Consider the following 17,125-nt stretch of genomic DNA (forward strand, 5'->3'; position numbering starts at 1 on the left):
TCCTACGCGACGCCCTCGGCTCGCGCTGCTGCCGCAACTGCGTCCGCAACGGCCGGGGCGACACGAGGATCGAGTGGGCTGGGCACGATCTTGTCCGCAGCCAACTCGTCGCCGAGAACCGAGAGGATTGCCTCGGCAGCGGCGAGCTTCATGCCTTCGGTGATGCGGCGGGCACCTGCGTCGAGCGCGCCCTTGAACACACCGGGGAAGGCGAGAACATTGTTGATCTGGTTCGGGAAGTCGCTGCGTCCGGTCGCGACGATGGCGGCGTACTTCCTCGCCACCTCCGGATGGATCTCCGGATCCGGATTGGACAGCGCGAACACGATGGAGTCCGGGGCCATCGACGCGATGTAGCTCTCGTCGACCTTGCCCGCGGACAGACCGAGGAACACATCGGCTCCGGCCAGAGCGTCGGCCGCTCCACCAGCGAGTGCCCGGGGGTTGGTGCGCGCAGCGAGATCGGTCTTGACGCTGGTCAGATCCAGGCGATCGGAAGAGACGATCCCCTTCGAGTCCAACACCACCACGTCCCGGATGCCGGCAAGGAGAAGCATGTTCGCGCACGCCACACCAGCTGCCCCGGCTCCGGAGATGACGACCTTCAGTTCGGAGGTGGTGCGGCCCTGAACCTTCGCGGCCCCGTTGAGCGCGGCGAGGACGACGATGGCGGTGCCGTGCTGGTCGTCGTGCATGACCGGGCATTCGAGCGCCTCGATGACGCGGCGTTCGATCTCGAAACAGCGCGGCGCCGAGATGTCCTCGAGATTGACCGCACCGAAGCTGTGCCGCATCCGCACGATCGTCTCGACGATCTCGTCGACGTCGTTGATGTCGAGCACGATCGGGATGGAGTCGAGGCCGGCGAACTTCTTGAACAGTGCCGCCTTGCCCTCCATCACCGGCAGGGAGGCACGCGGGCCGATGTCGCCCAGGCCGAGCACTGCTGAACCGTCGGAGATGACGGCGACGAGGCGATCGGTCCAGGTGTAGCGCTTGGCCAGCGAGGCATCGGCGGCGATGGCGCGGCTGACCTGCGCCACTCCGGGGGTGTAGGCGATCGAGAGATCGCGCTGCGTGTCGAGTGGCGCTGCCAACTCGACCGACAGCTTGCCGCCGAGATGCCCGGCGAAGATCTCCTCGTCGGTGATCGCCGCCTGCCCTGCCGGTGCGGTGTGTGTTGCTGCGGTGTCTTCGACTGCCGTCACGGTGAAAGCTCCTCGCACTGTCGACCTCGACCAGCAAGGCGACGAAATGTCAACGAAGTGAGTGGTGGAAATGAGGGCCGTCGGAGTGCGCCAGTGCTGGCTGCAAACTGCCGAGAGCGTGTCTCGCATGTGAGGCGGGTGCGCCTGCACGATCAGCGATGGGCTGTAGCCCTGTCGGTGCTCCAGTGTGCCATATCGCCGCCCCACCTGACCACAGAGTCAGGAACCACCGGCACTGATTCTCACTGCCACCATTGTGTCCACAGGACGAGGCCGGTGGCGACGAAGACAACGATCGCCCCGAGAACTGCCGAGAATCCGCGACGGTGATCGGTGATGCGCTGAGCGATCACGGCAACGACCGCCGCGACGATGTGCGCGGCGACCGAGAGACCGCCGGGACCGGGGAAGCCGCGGGAGTGGCCCAGATACTGCGTGACGGCGACGCCGATGGCGAGCACCACCAGCCCCGCGGTGACGATGCCGCTGAGCCCGCGCAGCAACCGGAGTCCGAACGACGCCCCGGTCATCCGCCGGCCACGAATCCGCGAACCGAATCCGCGATCAACTGCACCGCGATGGCGGCGAGCAACAGACCGGCGATACGTGCCAACAGCGAGATACCGCCCTCGCCGAGGAGCCGGATCAGCGCCGTCGAGAATCGCAGCACCAGGAAGAACAGAACGTGAATAGTGATGATGCCCAACGCAATTGCAAGAAAGGAACCGGCGTCACCGTCGGCCTGGCTGACGTAGACGATCACCGCGGCGATGGCACCGGGGCCGGCCATGAGCGGAGTCCCGAGCGGCACGAGTGCCACGTTGACGTCCTCCGCGGCGGTGTCGCCGCCCGCCCCCTTTCCGGTGAGCAGCGACAGTGCGATGAGCAGCAACAGCAACCCACCTGCGCCCTGCAGTGCCGGAATGCCGATGTGCAGGTAGCTCAGGATCGCCTGGCCGCCGATCGCGAACACCGAGATGACGGTCAGGGAGACCGCGGGGGCCTGCCACGCCGCCTTGTTGCGTGCTTCTTTGCTCTTGCGGCCCACCAACGACAGGAACACCGGGATCGCGCCCGGCGGGTCCATGATGACGAACAGGGTGATCAACACCGTCAGGTAGAGCGTCACGTCGAATGTCATGGCCGTGCCGCCGCAACCAGACGGTCGTATTGCTCTGGGGCAGTAATGTATTCGCCCAGCTTCACCGTCTTGTTGGTGCCGTGGTAATCCGAGGATCCCGTGACGATCAGGTCCAGTTCCGCGGCGAGATCGGCCATCACCGCGGTGTCCTCCGGCGAATGATCCATGTGATGAACCTCCACCCCACCGAGCCCCAACGGCACCAGCTCTCGAACCTGATCCAGGTCGAGTATTCGGCCGCGAGCACGGGCGCGGGCATGCGCGAGCACGCTCACCCCGCCTGCTGCGGCGATCATCTGCACCGCGGCCTCGAGAGGGGTGTCGACCTTCTCTACGTAGTACTTGCCGCTCGTCGCCAACGGACCGGCGAACGCGGCGTTCATGTCCGAGACGTACCCGGCGTCGATCAGTGCGCGACCCAGATGGGGTCGCCCGGCCGCGGCACCGGCCGAGGCAAGCACTGCGTCGGGGTCGATGGGCAGACCGTCCGCCGCCATCTTCTCGGCGATGGCACGCAATCGAGTGACCCGCTCACCGCGCAACCGAGCGCGCTCGTTCGCGAACGCCTCGTTCGCGGGGTCGAACAGATACGCGAGCAGGTGCACGGGAACCGGTTCGCCGTCCTCGCCTCGCCCTGTGCAGGAGAGTTCCATGCCGCGCACGAGCGTGAGACCGGACGGCAGCGCGGAGGCCGCTTCGTCCCACCCCGACGTGGTGTCGTGGTCCGTCAGAGCCACCACCGACAGTCCCGCCTCTGCTGCGGCGCGGACCAGCTCGGCGGGGCTGTCGGTGCCGTCGGACGCCGTCGAGTGGGTGTGGAGATCGATGAGCACCTGCACAGTGTTCCAGGCCCACTCTCTCGTCGTTTTGCTGGCGTACGATTGCCCGCCATGCCGTCCCTTCCACCACGCCCGTCGCTGCCGTCACTGCATCGACGATCGGCCAAGGTCGGTCCCGAGCCGACACCGCGAATTCCGGTGCCCACGGCCCGCGCGATCGTCGACTGCGCGGTCTACGTCGACGGCGCTCGACTACCCGGCAGATTCACCCACACCTCGGCCATCGCGGAGGTGCGGGCCCGCGGTCAAGGATTCGTGTGGGTCGGTCTGCACGCACCCGACGACCAACAGATGAGCGCGATCGCCCAGTGTTACGGCCTGCACGAGCTGATGGTCGAGGACACCGTGCACGCCCATCAGCGGCCCAAGCTCGAGCGCTACGACGACGTCGCGTTCCTGGTACTGCGGACGGTGAAGTACGTCGAGCACGAGTCGGTGACGACCGCCAACGAGATCGTCGAGAGCGGCGAGATCATGGTGATGGTCGGCCGTGACTTCGTCATCACCGTCCGGCACGGGGAGCATTCGGGGTTGGCAGGCGTGCGTCAGCGCCTCGAAGCGAACCCCGAACAGCTCGCACTCGGTCCGTCGGCGGTGCTGCACGCCGTGGCCGACCACGTCGTCGACGAGTACCTCGCAGTGACCGACTCGATCGAGCGAGACGTCGACGGCATGGAGGAGGAGGTCTTCTCGCCGCACCACCACGTACCCATCGAGAACATCTACCTCCTCAAGCGGGAGGTCGTCGAGCTTCGCCGGTCGGTGACACCACTGTCGACGCCGTTGGCGCGGCTGGTGCAGGAGCCGAGCGTCCCCAAGGCGGTGCGACGCTACCTGCGCGACGTACAGGACCATCACACGACGGTCGCCGAACGCATCTCCGAGTACGACGAGGTGCTCAGCTCACTGGTCGACGCCGCGCTGGCGCGCGTGACGATGCAGCAGAACCTCGACATGCGCAAGATCTCGTCGTGGGTGGCGATCGCCGCCGTGCCGACGATGGTCGCGGGCATCTACGGGATGAACTTCGACAACATGCCCGAGTTGCACTGGACGTACGGCTACCACCTGGTGGTCGCGGTCGTGTTGTGCGTGTGCATCGGACTGTGGCGAACGTTCCACAAGAACGACTGGCTCTAGGAGCCGCACCCTCGATTGGACGATGTCCAATCGTTTCGGGTGGTCGTTGGTGATTGCCCCGACTGCCATCGTGTGACGAGCCCACCCGTTCGTGCCGGATGAGACTGCAGAAGCCCTGCATTGTCGTCCGGAAGGGATCGATGAAAATCCGCTCACTGGTGCTGGCGTCGGCCGTCGCCGTGCTGTCCACGTTGGTACCGGGAACCGCATCGGCAGGATCGAACCTCGATCCGGGTCCCGTGCTGACCGTCGATCTCGCCGCCCTCGACCACGCCCTCACATGCACAACCGACCTGCACGACGCCACCCGCGATCCGGTCCTGCTCGCCCCGGCCTTCGCCACCGATCAGCAGTCCTTCGGCTGGAACTATCTGCAGTCACTGCCCGCCGCAGGGATACCGGTGTGCAGCCTCTCCCTCCCCGACGAGGGGTACGGCGACCTGCAGATCGCCGCCCAGTACGTGGTTCATGCGCTCCGCACCATGGCCGCCGACAGCGGTCGCCAGGTCGTCATGATGGGTCACCAGCACGGTCCACTGGACGAGCTGTGGGCATTGACGTTCTGGCCGGATCTGCCCGCGCTGGTGTCGGATGTCATCTCGCTCGCCACCCCGTACAACGGCACCGATTCGGCACGCTCGGGATGCGACGACTCGCAGGAGTGCCCGCCCGCGAACTGGCAGATCGCCACCGGATCGAAGTTCCTCACCGCGCTGGCGGCGCGTCCGTTGCCGGACGGGCCGAGCTACACCTCGATCTACACGAAGTTCGACCAATTGATCTATCCGCAACCGCACGCCAGCAGCCTCGCCGGAGCGGCCAACATCGCCGTACAGGACGTCTGTCCGCTCCGGCCCGTCGAACACTTCTCGATTCTCGGTGACAACGTCGCCTTTCATCTCGTCCTCGACGCGCTCGATCACGACGGACCTGCTGTACGCGAACGCATTTCGAATGACCTGTGTTTCACAACCACCATGCCGAACTTGCGCTACGACGCGCGTGCGGCGATCACCGGACTGAAGTATCTGGCCCAGGTACCTCGGCACCTGATCGACGATTCCGTCACCGCCGAACCGGAATTGGCGTCCTACGCGCAGTGAGTGGGCGTCAGAGACTGGCCGCGGACCGATTCGGATCGCGCACGTCGATCCCGGCCTCGGCCCAGGCCTCACGCAGGGCGGCAGCACCGCGCAACCGCACCCATGCGGCCTCGGTACCGGTCAACGGCACGGCAGCCAGAAAGCGAACCGGATCGTAGGGCTCGGGCAGCGTCAGAGTGGCGATGTCGCTGTCGCCGAGCAGCACCGCGGTGAACGGCGCGTTGGTCCACAGCGGCTCGCCCAGATCGAGCAGCGCATCCTCGACGAGCACGACGCCCTCCACCGCGGGAGAGGCAGCGAGCACGGCCAGGGACTTGTGCACGCCCGACGCCACGCCTGCCCCACCGCGAAGAGTGAGCACCAGTTCTGCTCGGGGGCCGCGCGAGGGATCGGCGACGAGTTCGTTGGGATCGGCCATGGGGTGACGAGAACAGCCGAGACTGACGTACCGGACCACGTCGGAGTCCGCGCCGAATCTCAGCACGTCCAGCGACTCGAGGCCGAGGAACGTCACCGACGCCGACGACGGACTCTCGTCGCCGATCTCGGTCACCAGATGTGCGCGTACCGCTGCAATGACACTGTCGCTCACCTGACCCATCCAACACCACCGATGCCCGAGAAGTCCGTTCGGAGGTACCACCGCACCCGAGGTGGGTACCGTCGTACCCGTGGTCTCCGTTCTCGCAGTTGCCGACGAAACGATCGAATCTCTGTGGAGTCCGCAGGTGAAGTCGCTCGGAGTCGACCTGATTCTCGGCGCGGGAGACCTCCCGTTCGACTACCTCGAGTACCTCACCGACGCGTTGAACGCACCCTGTGTCTTCGTGCCGGGCAATCACGACGCGGACCTCACCGGATACTCGGCCGGGCGCGCAGGGTGGATGCGCGCCGGACTGCCCGCAACCTGGCCCGGACCGGTCGGTGCCGTCAACGTCGACCGTCGCATCGTGTCCGCGGCAGGATTGCGGATCGCCGGTCTCGGCGGATCCATCCGCTACAACGGTGGTCCCAATCAGTGGACCCAACGGCAGCAGCGACGGCGATCACGCACCCTGACCCGGACGTTCGCATGGCATCGCAACGTGCGCAAGGATCTTCGGCCCGTCGACATCCTGCTCACCCACAGTCCACCGCTCGGCGTCGGCGACGACACCGACCCCGCGCACATCGGCTTCGATTGCCTCGACGAGGTGACGCGTCGACTCTCCCCACAGTTGTTGTTGCACGGCCATATTCATCCGCACGGTCACACCCCGGACGATCTGACCCTGCACGGCGCGACGGTGATCAACACCGTCGGATACACCCTCCTCGAGATCGAACCGGGCGGCGAGAGACCGGATTTCGAGACACCGAAGATCGTGAGGCGCAGACATGGCACGTGACACCGGATTTCCGGCCGCCGATGCGGAGAACGACTTCACCCGCCAGCGCCGACGCGCCGACGTCGCACGTCTGGTGGGGTGGCTGCGTCGTCAACCCGACGACGTCAACACCATCCTGCCGTTCGACGAGGTGGTCGCCGCCCTCGGCAAGGTGGGCGAGCGGCACCTCGGCCTGCAGGTCATTCGCGTCGACACCATCGTCGGAAGCGTCGATCGCACGCGCGATTTCGACCGCTTCTTCCGTCCGACGTCGGCGCGCATCCGCGAACGCTGGCAGCGACTCGCGGCCGCCCAACGCCGCGGCGAGGCGATGCCGCCGATTCAGGTCTATCGCATCGGCGGAATGCACTTCGTCGTCGACGGCCATCACCGAGTGTCCATCGCCTTCGCGATGCACCGGACGTCGATCGACGCCGTCGTCACCGAGATCATCACGCGCATCTCCCCCGAGGGCATCACCCGACGCGGCGACCTGCTGATCAAGGATCACCGGCGCATCTTCCTCAGTCGTGTCCCGTTGGTGGGCAAGGCACGCGAGGCCGTTCAGGTGACCGATCCGTTCGATTACGCCCAGCTGAGCGAATCGGTGGAGGCGTGGGGCTTCCGGTTGATGCAGGAGGTCGGGGAATTCGTCGACCGCGGTACCGTCGCGCGGCGTTGGTTCGGTGAGGAATACCTACCGGTGGTGCGCATGGTGCGCGCAGCGGAGATCCTCGAGGACCGCACCGACGCGGAGGCGTACCTGTGGATGAGCCGGGAGCGCTACCGCCTGGTGCGCGAACACGTCTGGAACGACGAGATCGTCAGCGAACTCCGTCAGAAAGCTCTGGGAAAGCCCAGTAGGCCGTAGTAGAGCCTGCGTCGATGCCCTGCCGTGGTGGCGGCCCGCTCACTTCCCTGGTACACCTATCTCCGATAGTTACTTAGATGCGTTCATCATTTTGTTTTTCGTTCCACCGCATAGTCGATACGTAACGAGGTAGTTCGTTCATGTCCTCCCGCCGCATACTGCTGCCCGGACTCTGTTTCATCGTCATGACTCTCGCCGTTCTGCAAACGATGGTGGTCCCCATCGTTTCGACCATCGGCACCCAACTCGGGGTCAGCACCACCGCCGCCGGATGGGTACTGACGGCCAATCTCCTCGCGGCGGTGATCGCCACCCCGGTCATCGGTAGGCTCGCCGACCTGCACGGTAAGCGTCCGGTGCTGATCGGTGTGCTCACCGTCGTCCTCGCCGGATCTCTGCTCGCAGCGCTGACCCACTCGTTGCTGTGGCTGATCGTCGGCCGGGTCCTGCAGGGCGTGTCCTATGCACTGTTCCCCATCGCCCTTGCCGTCCTCCGTGACGAGATGCCTCCTCGTAAGCTCGTCGGCTCGATGGCCGTCCTGTCCGGCACACTGGGCGTCGGCGGCGGATTCGGACTGGTGTTGACCGGGCTGCTGACGGCCAACGGTGCCGACTACCACCGCGTGTTCTGGCTCACTGTTGCGTTCGTCGTTGTCGCGCTCGCGATTGCCTGGTTCGGCGTACCGGCGCGCCCGAGAACAAGTGGCGGCACCGTCGACTGGTGGGGAGCTGCACTGCTCGCGGTGACTCTGCTTCTGCTGTTCCTCGCCCTGACCCAGGGCCGCACCTGGGGGTGGGGTTCGGTTGCCACCATCGGCTGCGCGGTCGTCGGTGTAGTCGCGGGGGCCATCTGGTGGAACTTCGAGAAACGCGCCGACGAGCCACTCGTCGCACCCCGCATGCTCACCCACGGACCGTTGCTCGCCACCAACGTCGCCACCCTGTTCGTCGGTATCGGGATGTTCGTCAATTTCCTCGCCTGCTCGTACTTCGTACAGACACCACGAGCTGTGGCCGGCTACGGCTTCACCGCGAATGTTCTCGAGGCGAGCGTCGTCTATCTGCTGCCCGGCGCAGCGGTCGGAGTAGTCGCGGCCGTCGTCAGTGGCCGCCTCATCCGGGCGTTCGGGCCGCGCCGAGTACTGATCGCAGGAGCCGTGATCGGGTTGTTCGGATTCGTCTTCGTCGCACTCGCCCACGATCACACCTGGCAGCTGATCACCGCAGGCATCGTCATCAACATGTTCGTCAGTCTCGCATTCGCTGCCCTGCCGAACCTGCTCATGGCCGAGGTCAGCGCAGCGGACACCGGGGTGGCGAACAGCGTCAACTCGATCGTCCGGACAGTCGGTACCTCGATTGCGAGCGCCACCCTGTCCACCGTCCTCGCCATGTTCACCATCGACGGAACGGCAGTCGCCCGCGAAATCGTCTACACCGCAGCCTTCTTCGCAGGCGCCCTGGCATGCGCGGTCGTCGTCCTCGCAGCCCTCGCCATCAAGAGCACCACGCCGGAGCGGGAATCGACCGTCGTGGCCGAATCCGAGTCGGCCGTCCCGCGGGGGACCCCGGCTGGGAGCACTGCCAGCCCTTCGACAACAACCTGACAACACCGGTACCGATCCGACCAGGACCGACACCTCGAAACCGCTGGTAGCAACCTTTGGCAGAACGCTCGTAATCTCCTGGGAGGTAGCGCTTTCCCCTTACGCGCACCGATCCACCGGACCTAACGTCGTGCAGGTAGGAACCACGACGAAAGGGAACACATGAACACCCGAAAGATTCTCACCCGCGCAGCAGTGACCGGGGCTCTGGTGGCCATTCCTCTGGTAGCAGTCACCGGTACCGCGTCGGCCGATCCGCTGTGGACGGACCGGGGCGACAACCACACCCGGTACGACGACAACCGAAACGACCGGCAGAACCAGTTCGAGCTCCCCGAGCTGTTCCCACAGGCACCGGCACCGCAGCTGCAGAACCCGGCACCGAACGTGGTCCCGTTCGACTTCTTCCAGGGCTACCAGTTACCGACCACCGGTTCCGCGTTCTGAGTGCTGCGCAGTGGTGTGGCTGAGTGCCCTCCAGGGCACTCAGCCACACCACTGCCGAAGGCACTACAGCGTCAGGTTCGCACCCGAGGCCTGGTCGAACACCGAGATCTTCGCCGGGTCGAACCACAGTTCCACCTGACCACCCTCGGCAGCCTTGGACTCGGCGGCCAGACGCGCAACCACCTGTGCGCCACCGAGATCGGCGATACCCGCATCCGCTGCGAGTTCCTGCAGCTCGCTGGATTCGACCCGCGCACCCTTGAGCGTGAAGTAGACGTACTTGTCGCTACCCATCGACTCGAGTACGTCCACGGTGGCGGTGAAGGTCGCGCCGCTCATCTTCTGGTAACCGTCGATCAGAGCCGCGTCCTCGAAGTGCTCGGGACGGATGCCGACGACCACTTCCCGGCCCGGGTTCTTGGCCTTGATCGAGTCCATCCGCTCGAGCGGGATGTCGATGTCACCCAGGGCGGTGGACACTCCGTTCGAGGTGAGCTGTCCGGGAACGAAGTTCATCGAGGGCGATCCGATGAAGCCGCCCACGAACAGGTTTCGCGGCTTGTCGTAGAGCTCCTGCGGCGAACCGATCTGCTGCACCAACCCGCCGCGCAACACCACGACGCGATCGCCGAGGGTCATGGCCTCGGTCTGGTCGTGCGTGACGTACACGGTGGTGGTGCCGAGCCGCTTCTGCAGGCGCGAGATCTCGGCGCGAGTCTGCACGCGCAGCTTCGCGTCGAGGTTGGACAGTGGCTCGTCCATCAGGAACGCCTTGGGCGTACGAACGATGGCGCGGCCCATGGCAACTCGCTGACGCTGACCACCGGAGAGGTTCGACGGCTTGCGGTCGAGGTGCTGACTGAGATCGAGGATCTTGGCTGCCTCTTCGACCTTGCTGTTGATCTCCGACTTCGAGAGTTTCGCGAGCGTCAGTGGGAAGGCGATGTTCTGCCGCACCGTCATGTGCGGGTACAGCGCGTAGGACTGGAACACCATCGCGATGTCGCGATCCTTCGGTGCCTTCTCGTTGACGCGCTCCCCCGCGATACGCAACTCACCGGACGAGATGTCCTCGAGGCCGGCGATCATGTTGAGCGTCGTGGACTTTCCGCAACCGGACGGCCCGACGAGGATGATGAATTCGCCGTCGGCGATGGTGATGTCGACGTCGCTGACCGCGGCGGCGCCGTCGGGGTAGAGCTTGGTGACTTTGTCGAGAACGATTTCGGCCATGACGGTTATCCCTTCACTGCGCCGGACGTCAAGCCCGCCACGATACGTCGTTGGAAGAAGAGCACGAAAATGATGATCGGGATCGTGATGACGACTGCTGCCGCCGCGATCGACCCCGTGGGCTCCTCGAACTGAGAGCTACCGGTGAACTGCGAGATGGCCGCCGGGACGGTGACCGAACGTTCCGTCGCCGTCAAGGAGATGGCGAGCAGAAGGTCGTTCCAGGCGAAGATGAACACCAGAATGGCGGCGGTGACGATGCCGGGGGCGGCCAGCGGGGCGATGACCTTGCGGAACGCCTGTGCGGGCGTCGCGCCGTCCATCTTCGCTGCCTTTTCGAGCTCCCACGGAATCTCGCGGAAGAACGCCGACAGGGTGTAGATCGCCAACGGCAACGCGAAAGTGATGTACGGAATGATCAGTCCCGGCCAGGTGTCGAACAGTCCCAGCGATCGGGAGATGTCGAACAGCGGTGTCACCAGCGAGATCTGGGGGAACATCGCGATGAGCAGTGCCGCACCGACGAGTGCCTTCTTGCCCGGAAAGTCCAGGCGGGCAACGGCATACGCGGCCATCGTGCCGATCACCACGGCGATCACCGTGGTGATCAGTCCGATGCCGATGGAGTTCACCAGCGCCGAGGTGAACTGGTTCGTCTGGAAGATGCCCTTGTAGTTGTCCAGGGTGAACGACTGCGGAATGAACCTGCCGTCCGCGATGGTCGCCGTCGACTTGAACGAGAGGCTGATGATCCACAGCAGCGGAACGAGTGCGTAGAGCAGGACGAGGACGTTGACGACCGTCCAACCGACCTTCTTGCGAGGCGTAACAGTGGTCATTACTTGCGGCCTCCGTCGTCGGATCCCGGTGCCGAGGCACCGAACAACTTGATGAACACGAACGCGATGATCGCGACGCAGAAGAAGATCAGGATGCTGATCGCCGACCCGAGTCCGAGGTTGAACGCACCGAACAGGTTGTTGTAACCCAGAATCGACACCGATCCGGTTTCGTTGCTGCCTCGGGTCAGGACGTAGATGTTGTCGAAGATGCGGAACGCGTCGAGGGTGCGGAAGAGCACCGCGACGAGGATCGCCGGCTTCATCAACGGGATGGTGATCCGCATCAGCCTGGTCCAGCCGCCCGCTCCGTCCACCTCGGCGGCCTTGAGCAGATCGTCGGGTACCAGCGCCAGGCCTGCGAGCAGCAGCAGCGCCATGAACGGCGTCGTCTTCCACACCTCGGCCAACACGACGATCGCCAGTGACGGGAACTGCTCGGTGAGCGGAGCACTACCGTCGGGCAGCAGATTGGCGAGGTAGCCCGTGCCGGGGGTCCACGCGTAGTACCAGCTGTACGCGGCGGCGACGGTCACGATGCCGTACGGAATGAGCACCACGGTGCGCACCAGTCCGCGACCGAAGATGGTGCGGTGCATGACCAGAGCCACCGCCAGGCCGAGGATGAACTCGATGATCACCGAGATGATCGTGATGCCCGCCGTCACGCTGAACGCCGTCCACCAGTAGCCGTCGGAGAGCACGGTCACGTAGTTGGAGATGCCGACGAATTCACGATCTTCGGGGAATGCGAGGTTGTACTTCTGCAGGCTGAGCCAGAACGCGTAGATGATCGGATATCCGGTCACCGCGATCATCAGCAGGGCGGCGGGTGCGATGAGCATCAGCCCCAGGCGACGTTCGGCCTTCTTGCCGTCGGAGACGTTCTTCAGCGCCGCCTGCTTGTCGACAGGCTGCGATGCGGGCTGTGACTCGGTGGTGGCGCTCATGGAATCAACCCTTCGGAATTGACGGCCTTGGTGACCAGATCTGCGAGCTTGTCCACGTCGGCCACCGGATCGATGTTCTGCGGCGGGTTGAGCGCATCGGTCAGCAGAATCGAAATGCTCTGGTAGGCAGGCGAAACAGGTCGGACGGCCGCCGACTCGATGGAACCGAGCACCCCTTCCCATGCGGGGTAGACGGCCTGGAACTCCGGATCGTCGTACAGGCGTGCAAGCACCGGCGGCACACCGCCGTTGACGGCGTTGTTGCGCTGGTTCTCCTCGTTGGTGAGGCACTCGACGGCCTCCCAGGCGAGGTCCTCGTACTGGGTGGTCTTCGCGACGCCGATGTTGAACCCACCGATGGTGACCTTCGCAGGCTCGCCCGGATTCACCTCCGGATACGGGGCGCTGCGGAAGACCTCGGCGATCCGCGCGTCCTGCTCTTCGGCGGGCACGGTCGACAGATCCAAGAACGAGACGGCACCGGCGACGGCGTTCTCCTTCAGACCGGGCAGCACGAACGGGTAGTTGACCTGGAAGGCCATCCGCCCCGCTTCCATCCCGAGCCGGGAGGTTCCCTCGTCGCTCTGCGAGACCGACGGGTCGCGGCCGTCGGCGGTGGCGACCCGCTTGATGATCTCGAGGGCCTTCTCGGTGGCGGCGCGGTGCTCGGGAGTGTCGTTGAGTGTCACCGTCGTTCCGTCTTCGCCGACGACCGATCCACCCGCGCTCTCGAGCAGCGAGTTGAACCAGACCATGAAGCCCTCGTACTGCTTGGCCTGGACGCCGATCTCCGCAGGCCTACCCGCGGCCGCATTGGCCTCGGCCACGTCGATCAACTGATCCCACGTCTGCGGCGGTACCCCGTCCGGCACCTCGTCCGGTCGGTACCAGAGCAGCTGGGTGTTGGAGTTGAGTGGAACCGCGTAGAGCTGGTCCTCCCATTCGGCCGTGGCGAGCGGACCCTCGAGGGTGGAGCCGTCGCGCAGCTTCTCGGACAGGTCGTCGGGAACGGGTAATGCCCATCCGGCTTCGGCGAATTCGGCCGTCCACACCACGTCGAGTGTCATCAGATCCAGCGTCCGGTCGTTGCCGGCGAGACGCCGCGCGAGCTGGAGACGCTGATCGTTCGCGCTCTTGGGCAGCGTTCGCTGCTCCACGCGGTAGCGGCCGTTCGAGGCGTCCGAACACACCTGTGCCGCAGCGGCGTACTGCTCTGCGCCGTCTGCGGCAGTGTAGAAACTCAGAACCGGAACCGAACTGTCGGACGAACCACACGCTGCGAGCAACGGACTCGTCACCAGAGCCGCTGCCGCCAACACCCCTATCCTCGTTGCTTTTCCACGCCTACGACCACGATGTCTCGGCACTTTCCGCCTCCGTACGTTCAGTTACTCGCGCAGCACACTGTGTGGGACTGCCGTGCACGAAAGAAACGTAACCGAACTCACTGGCATTGAGGGGAGATTGGGGCTATTCCGTTACCTGTCGGTTGCCTGGTCGTCCACCAGGTGTGATCAGATCGACAATTTTGCGAGCAGGTCGCGTGCTTTCTCCGCGGTTCGGGGCTCACAGAGGACGTCGTATCGACCGGCGACCAACTGCATGCTCGACGCGAAATCTCGCTGCCCCTTGGTGGCCGCGTACGGAATGGACGCCGAGATCAGGCCGAAGATGATGCCACCGCCGACGCCGATGAGCAGCGCTCCGAAGATGTTCTCGCTGAAGATGCCGAGGACAAGGCCGAGGAAGACACCCAGCCACGCACCCGAAACGATGCCTCCACCAATCACTTTGGGCCACGTGAGGCGACCGAGGACGCGCTCGACCTGCATCAGGTCGACGCCGACGATCGTGACGTCCTGCACCGAGAACTCCTCGTCGGACAGGTAGTCGACAGCGCGCTGCGCCTCGGCGTAGGTGGGGTAGGAACCGATCGGCCAACCGGAAGGCGGCGTCGGCAGTCCCTGCCCTGGGCGGCCCGACTGTGAGAGGGGATTAGTCATGACTCCATTGTGCCCCGAAACGGACACCCGGCATACCCGTTGTCGCGGTTCACAGCAGGTTGACGGTCGGTCAGGACGTGGGCGGCACGAAGGCGGTCGTGCGCGCCATTCCTGCCGCTCGGCCCTTCGCCGAGACGACGAGCGCCATCTTGCGGCTCGCCTCGTCGATCATCTCGTCGCCCAACATCACTGCCCCGCGCCCGCCGCCCGCCGCGGACGTGTGGAACTCGTACGCGTCGAGAATCAGCTCGGCCTTGTCGTAGTCGGCCTGACGCGGCGCGAAGATCTCGTTGGCCGCCTCGATCTGCGTCGGATGCAGTACCCACTTGCCGTCGAAACCGAGACCTGCCGTGCGACCCGCTGCCCGGCGAAAAGCGTCGAGATCGCGAATCTGTAGATAGGGGCCGTCGATGGCCTGCAGACCGTGTGTCCGGGCAGCGAGCAGGATGGTCATCAGAATGTGGTGATAGGCGTCGCCCGTGTCGTATCCGACCGGCTGCTCGCCGACGACGAGAGTGCGCATGTTGACGCTCGCCATCAGATCTGCTGGACCGAACACCAGGGTTTGCACTCGCGGGCTCGCGGTCGCGATCTCGTCGATGTTGCGCAGACTGCGGGCGCTCTCGATCTGCGGTTCGATCCCGATGGCACCGATGTCGAGTCCGTGCTCTTTCTCGATCTGGGTGAGCAGCAGATCCAGCGCCTGCACGTGCGCCGCGCACTCCACCTTCGGCAGCAGGATGGCGTCGAGATTGCGCCCGGCACCCGACACGACGTCGATGACGTCGCCGTACGTCCACTGCGTCGTCCAGTCGTTGACGCGTACGACCTTGATCTGATCGCCCCAACCGTCGGAGTTCAGAGCGTCGACGATGCGCGCTCGGGCTGCCACTTTCGCCAGCGGCGCGACGGCGTCTTCGAGATCGAGAAAGACCGCGTCCGCGGGGAGCCCCTTGGCCTTGGCGATCATCTTGTCCGAACTGCCCGGAACGGCCAGCACCGACCGCCGCATGCCCGAAACACTCACGAAAGCACAACCCCTGTCTGATTCACCCTCTGTATTGCGAAGCCTCTAACCTTGCCATCATGGCAGCACTGAGCAAGGTATTCGCGGCCAGGCTCGCCGGCCTGGGTGTCCTGGGCCCCGACGGAGAATCGATCGGACGGGTCCGCGACGTGGTGATCTCGATGCGCGTCGGCAGAGCACAACCGAGAGTCCTCGGCCTGGTGGTCGAATTGGCAACTCGGCGAAGAATTTTCGTGCCGATGCTCAGAGTCACCAGCATCGAACCGAACTCGGTCCAGCTCACGACCGGGAACGTCAGTCTGCGTCGATTCACTCAGCGCGCGAACGAGATTCTCGTGTTCGCGCAGATTCTCGACTCCAAGGTGCGCGTCGACGACCCCGAGCTCGACGAGCTGCACGACGTCGATTCCGTCGTCGTCGACCTCGGCATCGAACTCACCCGAACTCGCGACTGGGTGGTCGCGCGGGTGGCGGTCCGCAAGCAACGGCAACGGCTCGCACGACGCGGCGCCATCCACGTGGTCGACTGGCAGCACGTGCAGGGACTCACGCAGAACGAACTCTCGCTGCCCGATCAGGGTGTGGCACAGCTGCTCATGCAGTTCGAGGGCCTGCGCGCGGCCGATGTCGCGAACGCGATGCGCGAGCTGCCGGCCAAGCGCCGCATGGAGGTGGCGATGGCGCTGGACGACGAGCGACTCGCGGACGTCGTCCAGGAATTGCCCGACGACGATCAGGTCGAACTGATGCACTACCTCGGCGTCGACCGCGGAGCCGACGTGCTCGAGGCCATGGACCCCGACGATGCCGCCGACCTCCTCGGTGAGCTGCCCGAGACCGAAGCGGAATCGCTTCTGCGACTGATGGATCCGGAGGACTCGGCACCTGTCCGCCGTCTGCTCGAGCACTCCCCCGACACCGCAGGCGGTCTGATGACCCCCGAACCCGTCGTACTCACCGCATCGACGACGGTGGCCGAGGCGCTCGCCCGGGTGCGCAACCCCGACCTGACGCCCGCGCTGGCCTCGCTCGTGTTCGTGGTGCGGCCACCGACCGCCACCCCCACCGGCCCGTATCTCGGCTGCGTTCATCTGCAGCAATTGCTGCGAGAACCCCCGGCGAGTCTGGTCGGCGGGGTGGTGGACAGCGCGCTGCCGCGGTTGTCCCCCGAGGACAGCCTCACCGCCGTGACGCGATACTTCGCGACGTACAACCTCGTCTGCGGCCCGGTGGTCGACGACGAGGACCACCTGGTCGGGGCCGTGACCGTGGACGACGTCCTCGATCACCTGCTGCCCGAGGACTGGCGAGATCAGGAAGTGGCCGGACAGTGAAAGAAACAGCACGCCA

Annotated in this window: 18 protein-coding genes; 7 read left to right on the forward strand and 11 right to left on the reverse strand. The window is 65.2% G+C overall.

Annotated elements, in window-relative coordinates:
• Positions 1-2: 2 nt before the first annotated feature.
• From AYK61_RS22875 to AYK61_RS22890, 4 genes are all read right to left on the reverse strand, one after another.
• On the reverse strand, positions 3-1,208 hold the full coding sequence (locus AYK61_RS22875) for an NADP-dependent malic enzyme (RefSeq protein WP_183130509.1): 1,206 nt from the start codon (positions 1,206-1,208) through the stop codon (positions 3-5).
• Between the two features lie 242 nt (positions 1,209-1,450).
• Positions 1,451-1,738 (reverse strand): hypothetical protein, encoded by a 288-nt coding sequence (locus tag AYK61_RS22880; protein WP_121873241.1) that lies wholly within the window; start codon positions 1,736-1,738, stop codon positions 1,451-1,453.
• On the reverse strand, positions 1,735-2,349 hold the full coding sequence (locus AYK61_RS22885; protein ID WP_121873242.1) for a MarC family protein: 615 nt from the start codon (positions 2,347-2,349) through the stop codon (positions 1,735-1,737). The genes AYK61_RS22880 and AYK61_RS22885 overlap by 4 nt, the downstream gene beginning before the upstream one ends.
• A complete protein-coding gene (locus AYK61_RS22890) occupies positions 2,346-3,182 on the reverse strand; it encodes a PHP domain-containing protein (RefSeq protein WP_121873243.1) in 837 nt (278 codons plus the stop codon). Before AYK61_RS22890 ends, AYK61_RS22885 begins: the two co-directional genes overlap by 4 nt.
• A 57-nt stretch (positions 3,183-3,239) precedes the next feature.
• Between AYK61_RS22890 and AYK61_RS22895 the strand changes: the two genes are divergently transcribed.
• On the forward strand, positions 3,240-4,328 hold the full coding sequence (locus AYK61_RS22895) for a magnesium and cobalt transport protein CorA (RefSeq protein WP_183130510.1): 1,089 nt from the start codon (positions 3,240-3,242) through the stop codon (positions 4,326-4,328).
• 140 nt (positions 4,329-4,468) lie between these two features.
• Entirely contained in the window at positions 4,469-5,431 is a 963-nt protein-coding gene (locus tag AYK61_RS22900; protein ID WP_121873574.1) for a lipase, read from the forward strand.
• A gap of 7 nt (positions 5,432-5,438) precedes the next feature.
• On the opposite strand, the gene AYK61_RS22905 is transcribed toward AYK61_RS22900, so the two are convergent.
• Positions 5,439-6,032, reverse strand: a complete 594-nt coding sequence (locus tag AYK61_RS22905) for a suppressor of fused domain protein (protein ID WP_121873245.1) — start codon at positions 6,030-6,032, stop codon at positions 5,439-5,441.
• Between the two features lie 70 nt (positions 6,033-6,102).
• Between AYK61_RS22905 and AYK61_RS22910 the strand changes: the two genes are divergently transcribed.
• From AYK61_RS22910 to AYK61_RS22925, 4 genes are all read left to right on the forward strand, one after another.
• On the forward strand, positions 6,103-6,819 hold the full coding sequence (locus AYK61_RS22910) for a metallophosphoesterase (protein WP_121873575.1): 717 nt from the start codon (positions 6,103-6,105) through the stop codon (positions 6,817-6,819).
• Positions 6,809-7,669, forward strand: coding sequence for a chromosome partitioning protein ParB (locus AYK61_RS22915; RefSeq protein ID WP_121873246.1), 861 nt, complete (start codon positions 6,809-6,811; stop codon positions 7,667-7,669). Before AYK61_RS22910 ends, AYK61_RS22915 begins: the two co-directional genes overlap by 11 nt.
• Positions 7,670-7,809: 140 nt before the next feature.
• Positions 7,810-9,276 carry an MFS transporter gene (locus AYK61_RS22920; RefSeq protein ID WP_121873247.1) on the forward strand — a complete coding sequence of 489 codons (1,467 nt, stop codon included), beginning with the start codon at positions 7,810-7,812 and terminating at the stop codon, positions 9,274-9,276.
• Between the two features lie 162 nt (positions 9,277-9,438).
• Positions 9,439-9,723, forward strand: coding sequence for a hypothetical protein (locus tag AYK61_RS22925; RefSeq protein ID WP_121873248.1), 285 nt, complete (start codon positions 9,439-9,441; stop codon positions 9,721-9,723).
• A 63-nt stretch (positions 9,724-9,786) separates the two neighbouring features.
• Here the strand turns inward: AYK61_RS22925 and AYK61_RS22930 are convergent, their stop codons facing one another.
• The 6 genes from AYK61_RS22930 to AYK61_RS22955 all read right to left on the reverse strand — a co-directional run bounded on the left by AYK61_RS22930 (position 9,787) and on the right by AYK61_RS22955 (position 15,760).
• Complete coding sequence (locus AYK61_RS22930; protein ID WP_121873249.1) at positions 9,787-10,956, reverse strand: ABC transporter ATP-binding protein; 1,170 nt, start codon at positions 10,954-10,956, stop codon at positions 9,787-9,789.
• A gap of 5 nt (positions 10,957-10,961) precedes the next feature.
• On the reverse strand, positions 10,962-11,795 hold the full coding sequence (locus AYK61_RS22935) for a carbohydrate ABC transporter permease (protein WP_121873250.1): 834 nt from the start codon (positions 11,793-11,795) through the stop codon (positions 10,962-10,964).
• Entirely contained in the window at positions 11,795-12,745 is a 951-nt protein-coding gene (locus AYK61_RS22940; RefSeq protein ID WP_121873251.1) for a carbohydrate ABC transporter permease, read from the reverse strand. The genes AYK61_RS22935 and AYK61_RS22940 overlap by 1 nt, the downstream gene beginning before the upstream one ends.
• Positions 12,742-14,064: an extracellular solute-binding protein gene (locus tag AYK61_RS22945; RefSeq protein WP_121873252.1), complete on the reverse strand. Its 1,323-nt coding sequence runs from the start codon at positions 14,062-14,064 to the stop codon at positions 12,742-12,744. The genes AYK61_RS22940 and AYK61_RS22945 overlap by 4 nt, the downstream gene beginning before the upstream one ends.
• A gap of 195 nt (positions 14,065-14,259) precedes the next feature.
• Entirely contained in the window at positions 14,260-14,748 is a 489-nt protein-coding gene (locus AYK61_RS22950) for a general stress protein (protein WP_008714301.1), read from the reverse strand.
• A gap of 70 nt (positions 14,749-14,818) precedes the next feature.
• A complete protein-coding gene (locus AYK61_RS22955; RefSeq protein WP_121873253.1) occupies positions 14,819-15,760 on the reverse strand; it encodes a CoA ester lyase in 942 nt (313 codons plus the stop codon).
• 74 nt (positions 15,761-15,834) lie between these two features.
• Between AYK61_RS22955 and AYK61_RS22960 the strand changes: the two genes are divergently transcribed.
• Positions 15,835-17,109, forward strand: a complete 1,275-nt coding sequence (locus AYK61_RS22960; RefSeq protein ID WP_121873254.1) for a magnesium transporter MgtE N-terminal domain-containing protein — start codon at positions 15,835-15,837, stop codon at positions 17,107-17,109.
• Positions 17,110-17,125 lie beyond the last annotated feature (16 nt).

This window comes from Rhodococcus sp. SBT000017 (genome assembly GCF_003688915.1).
Taxonomy (GTDB): Bacteria; Actinomycetota; Actinomycetes; order Mycobacteriales; family Mycobacteriaceae; genus Rhodococcoides.

Excerpts from the sequence above, each read along its gene's own strand:
- AYK61_RS22895 (WP_183130510.1), top strand. The coding sequence starts at position 3,240 with ATGCCGTCCCTTCCACCACGCCCGTCGCTGCCGTCACTGCATCGACGA.
- AYK61_RS22940 (WP_121873251.1), bottom strand. The coding sequence starts at position 12,745 with ATGAGCGCCACCACCGAGTCACAGCCCGCATCGCAGCCTGTCGACAAG.
- AYK61_RS22930 (WP_121873249.1), bottom strand. The coding sequence starts at position 10,956 with ATGGCCGAAATCGTTCTCGACAAAGTCACCAAGCTCTACCCCGACGGC.
- AYK61_RS22915 (WP_121873246.1), top strand. The coding sequence starts at position 6,809 with ATGGCACGTGACACCGGATTTCCGGCCGCCGATGCGGAGAACGACTTC.
- AYK61_RS22900 (WP_121873574.1), top strand. The coding sequence starts at position 4,469 with ATGAAAATCCGCTCACTGGTGCTGGCGTCGGCCGTCGCCGTGCTGTCC.
- AYK61_RS22960 (WP_121873254.1), top strand. The coding sequence starts at position 15,835 with ATGGCAGCACTGAGCAAGGTATTCGCGGCCAGGCTCGCCGGCCTGGGT.
- AYK61_RS22925 (WP_121873248.1), top strand. The coding sequence starts at position 9,439 with ATGAACACCCGAAAGATTCTCACCCGCGCAGCAGTGACCGGGGCTCTG.
- AYK61_RS22920 (WP_121873247.1), top strand. The coding sequence starts at position 7,810 with ATGTCCTCCCGCCGCATACTGCTGCCCGGACTCTGTTTCATCGTCATG.
- AYK61_RS22885 (WP_121873242.1), bottom strand. The coding sequence starts at position 2,349 with ATGACATTCGACGTGACGCTCTACCTGACGGTGTTGATCACCCTGTTC.
- AYK61_RS22880 (WP_121873241.1), bottom strand. The coding sequence starts at position 1,738 with ATGACCGGGGCGTCGTTCGGACTCCGGTTGCTGCGCGGGCTCAGCGGC.
- AYK61_RS22935 (WP_121873250.1), bottom strand. The coding sequence starts at position 11,795 with ATGACCACTGTTACGCCTCGCAAGAAGGTCGGTTGGACGGTCGTCAAC.
- AYK61_RS22950 (WP_008714301.1), bottom strand. The coding sequence starts at position 14,748 with ATGACTAATCCCCTCTCACAGTCGGGCCGCCCAGGGCAGGGACTGCCG.
- AYK61_RS22905 (WP_121873245.1), bottom strand. The coding sequence starts at position 6,032 with ATGGGTCAGGTGAGCGACAGTGTCATTGCAGCGGTACGCGCACATCTG.
- AYK61_RS22955 (WP_121873253.1), bottom strand. The coding sequence starts at position 15,760 with ATGCGGCGGTCGGTGCTGGCCGTTCCGGGCAGTTCGGACAAGATGATC.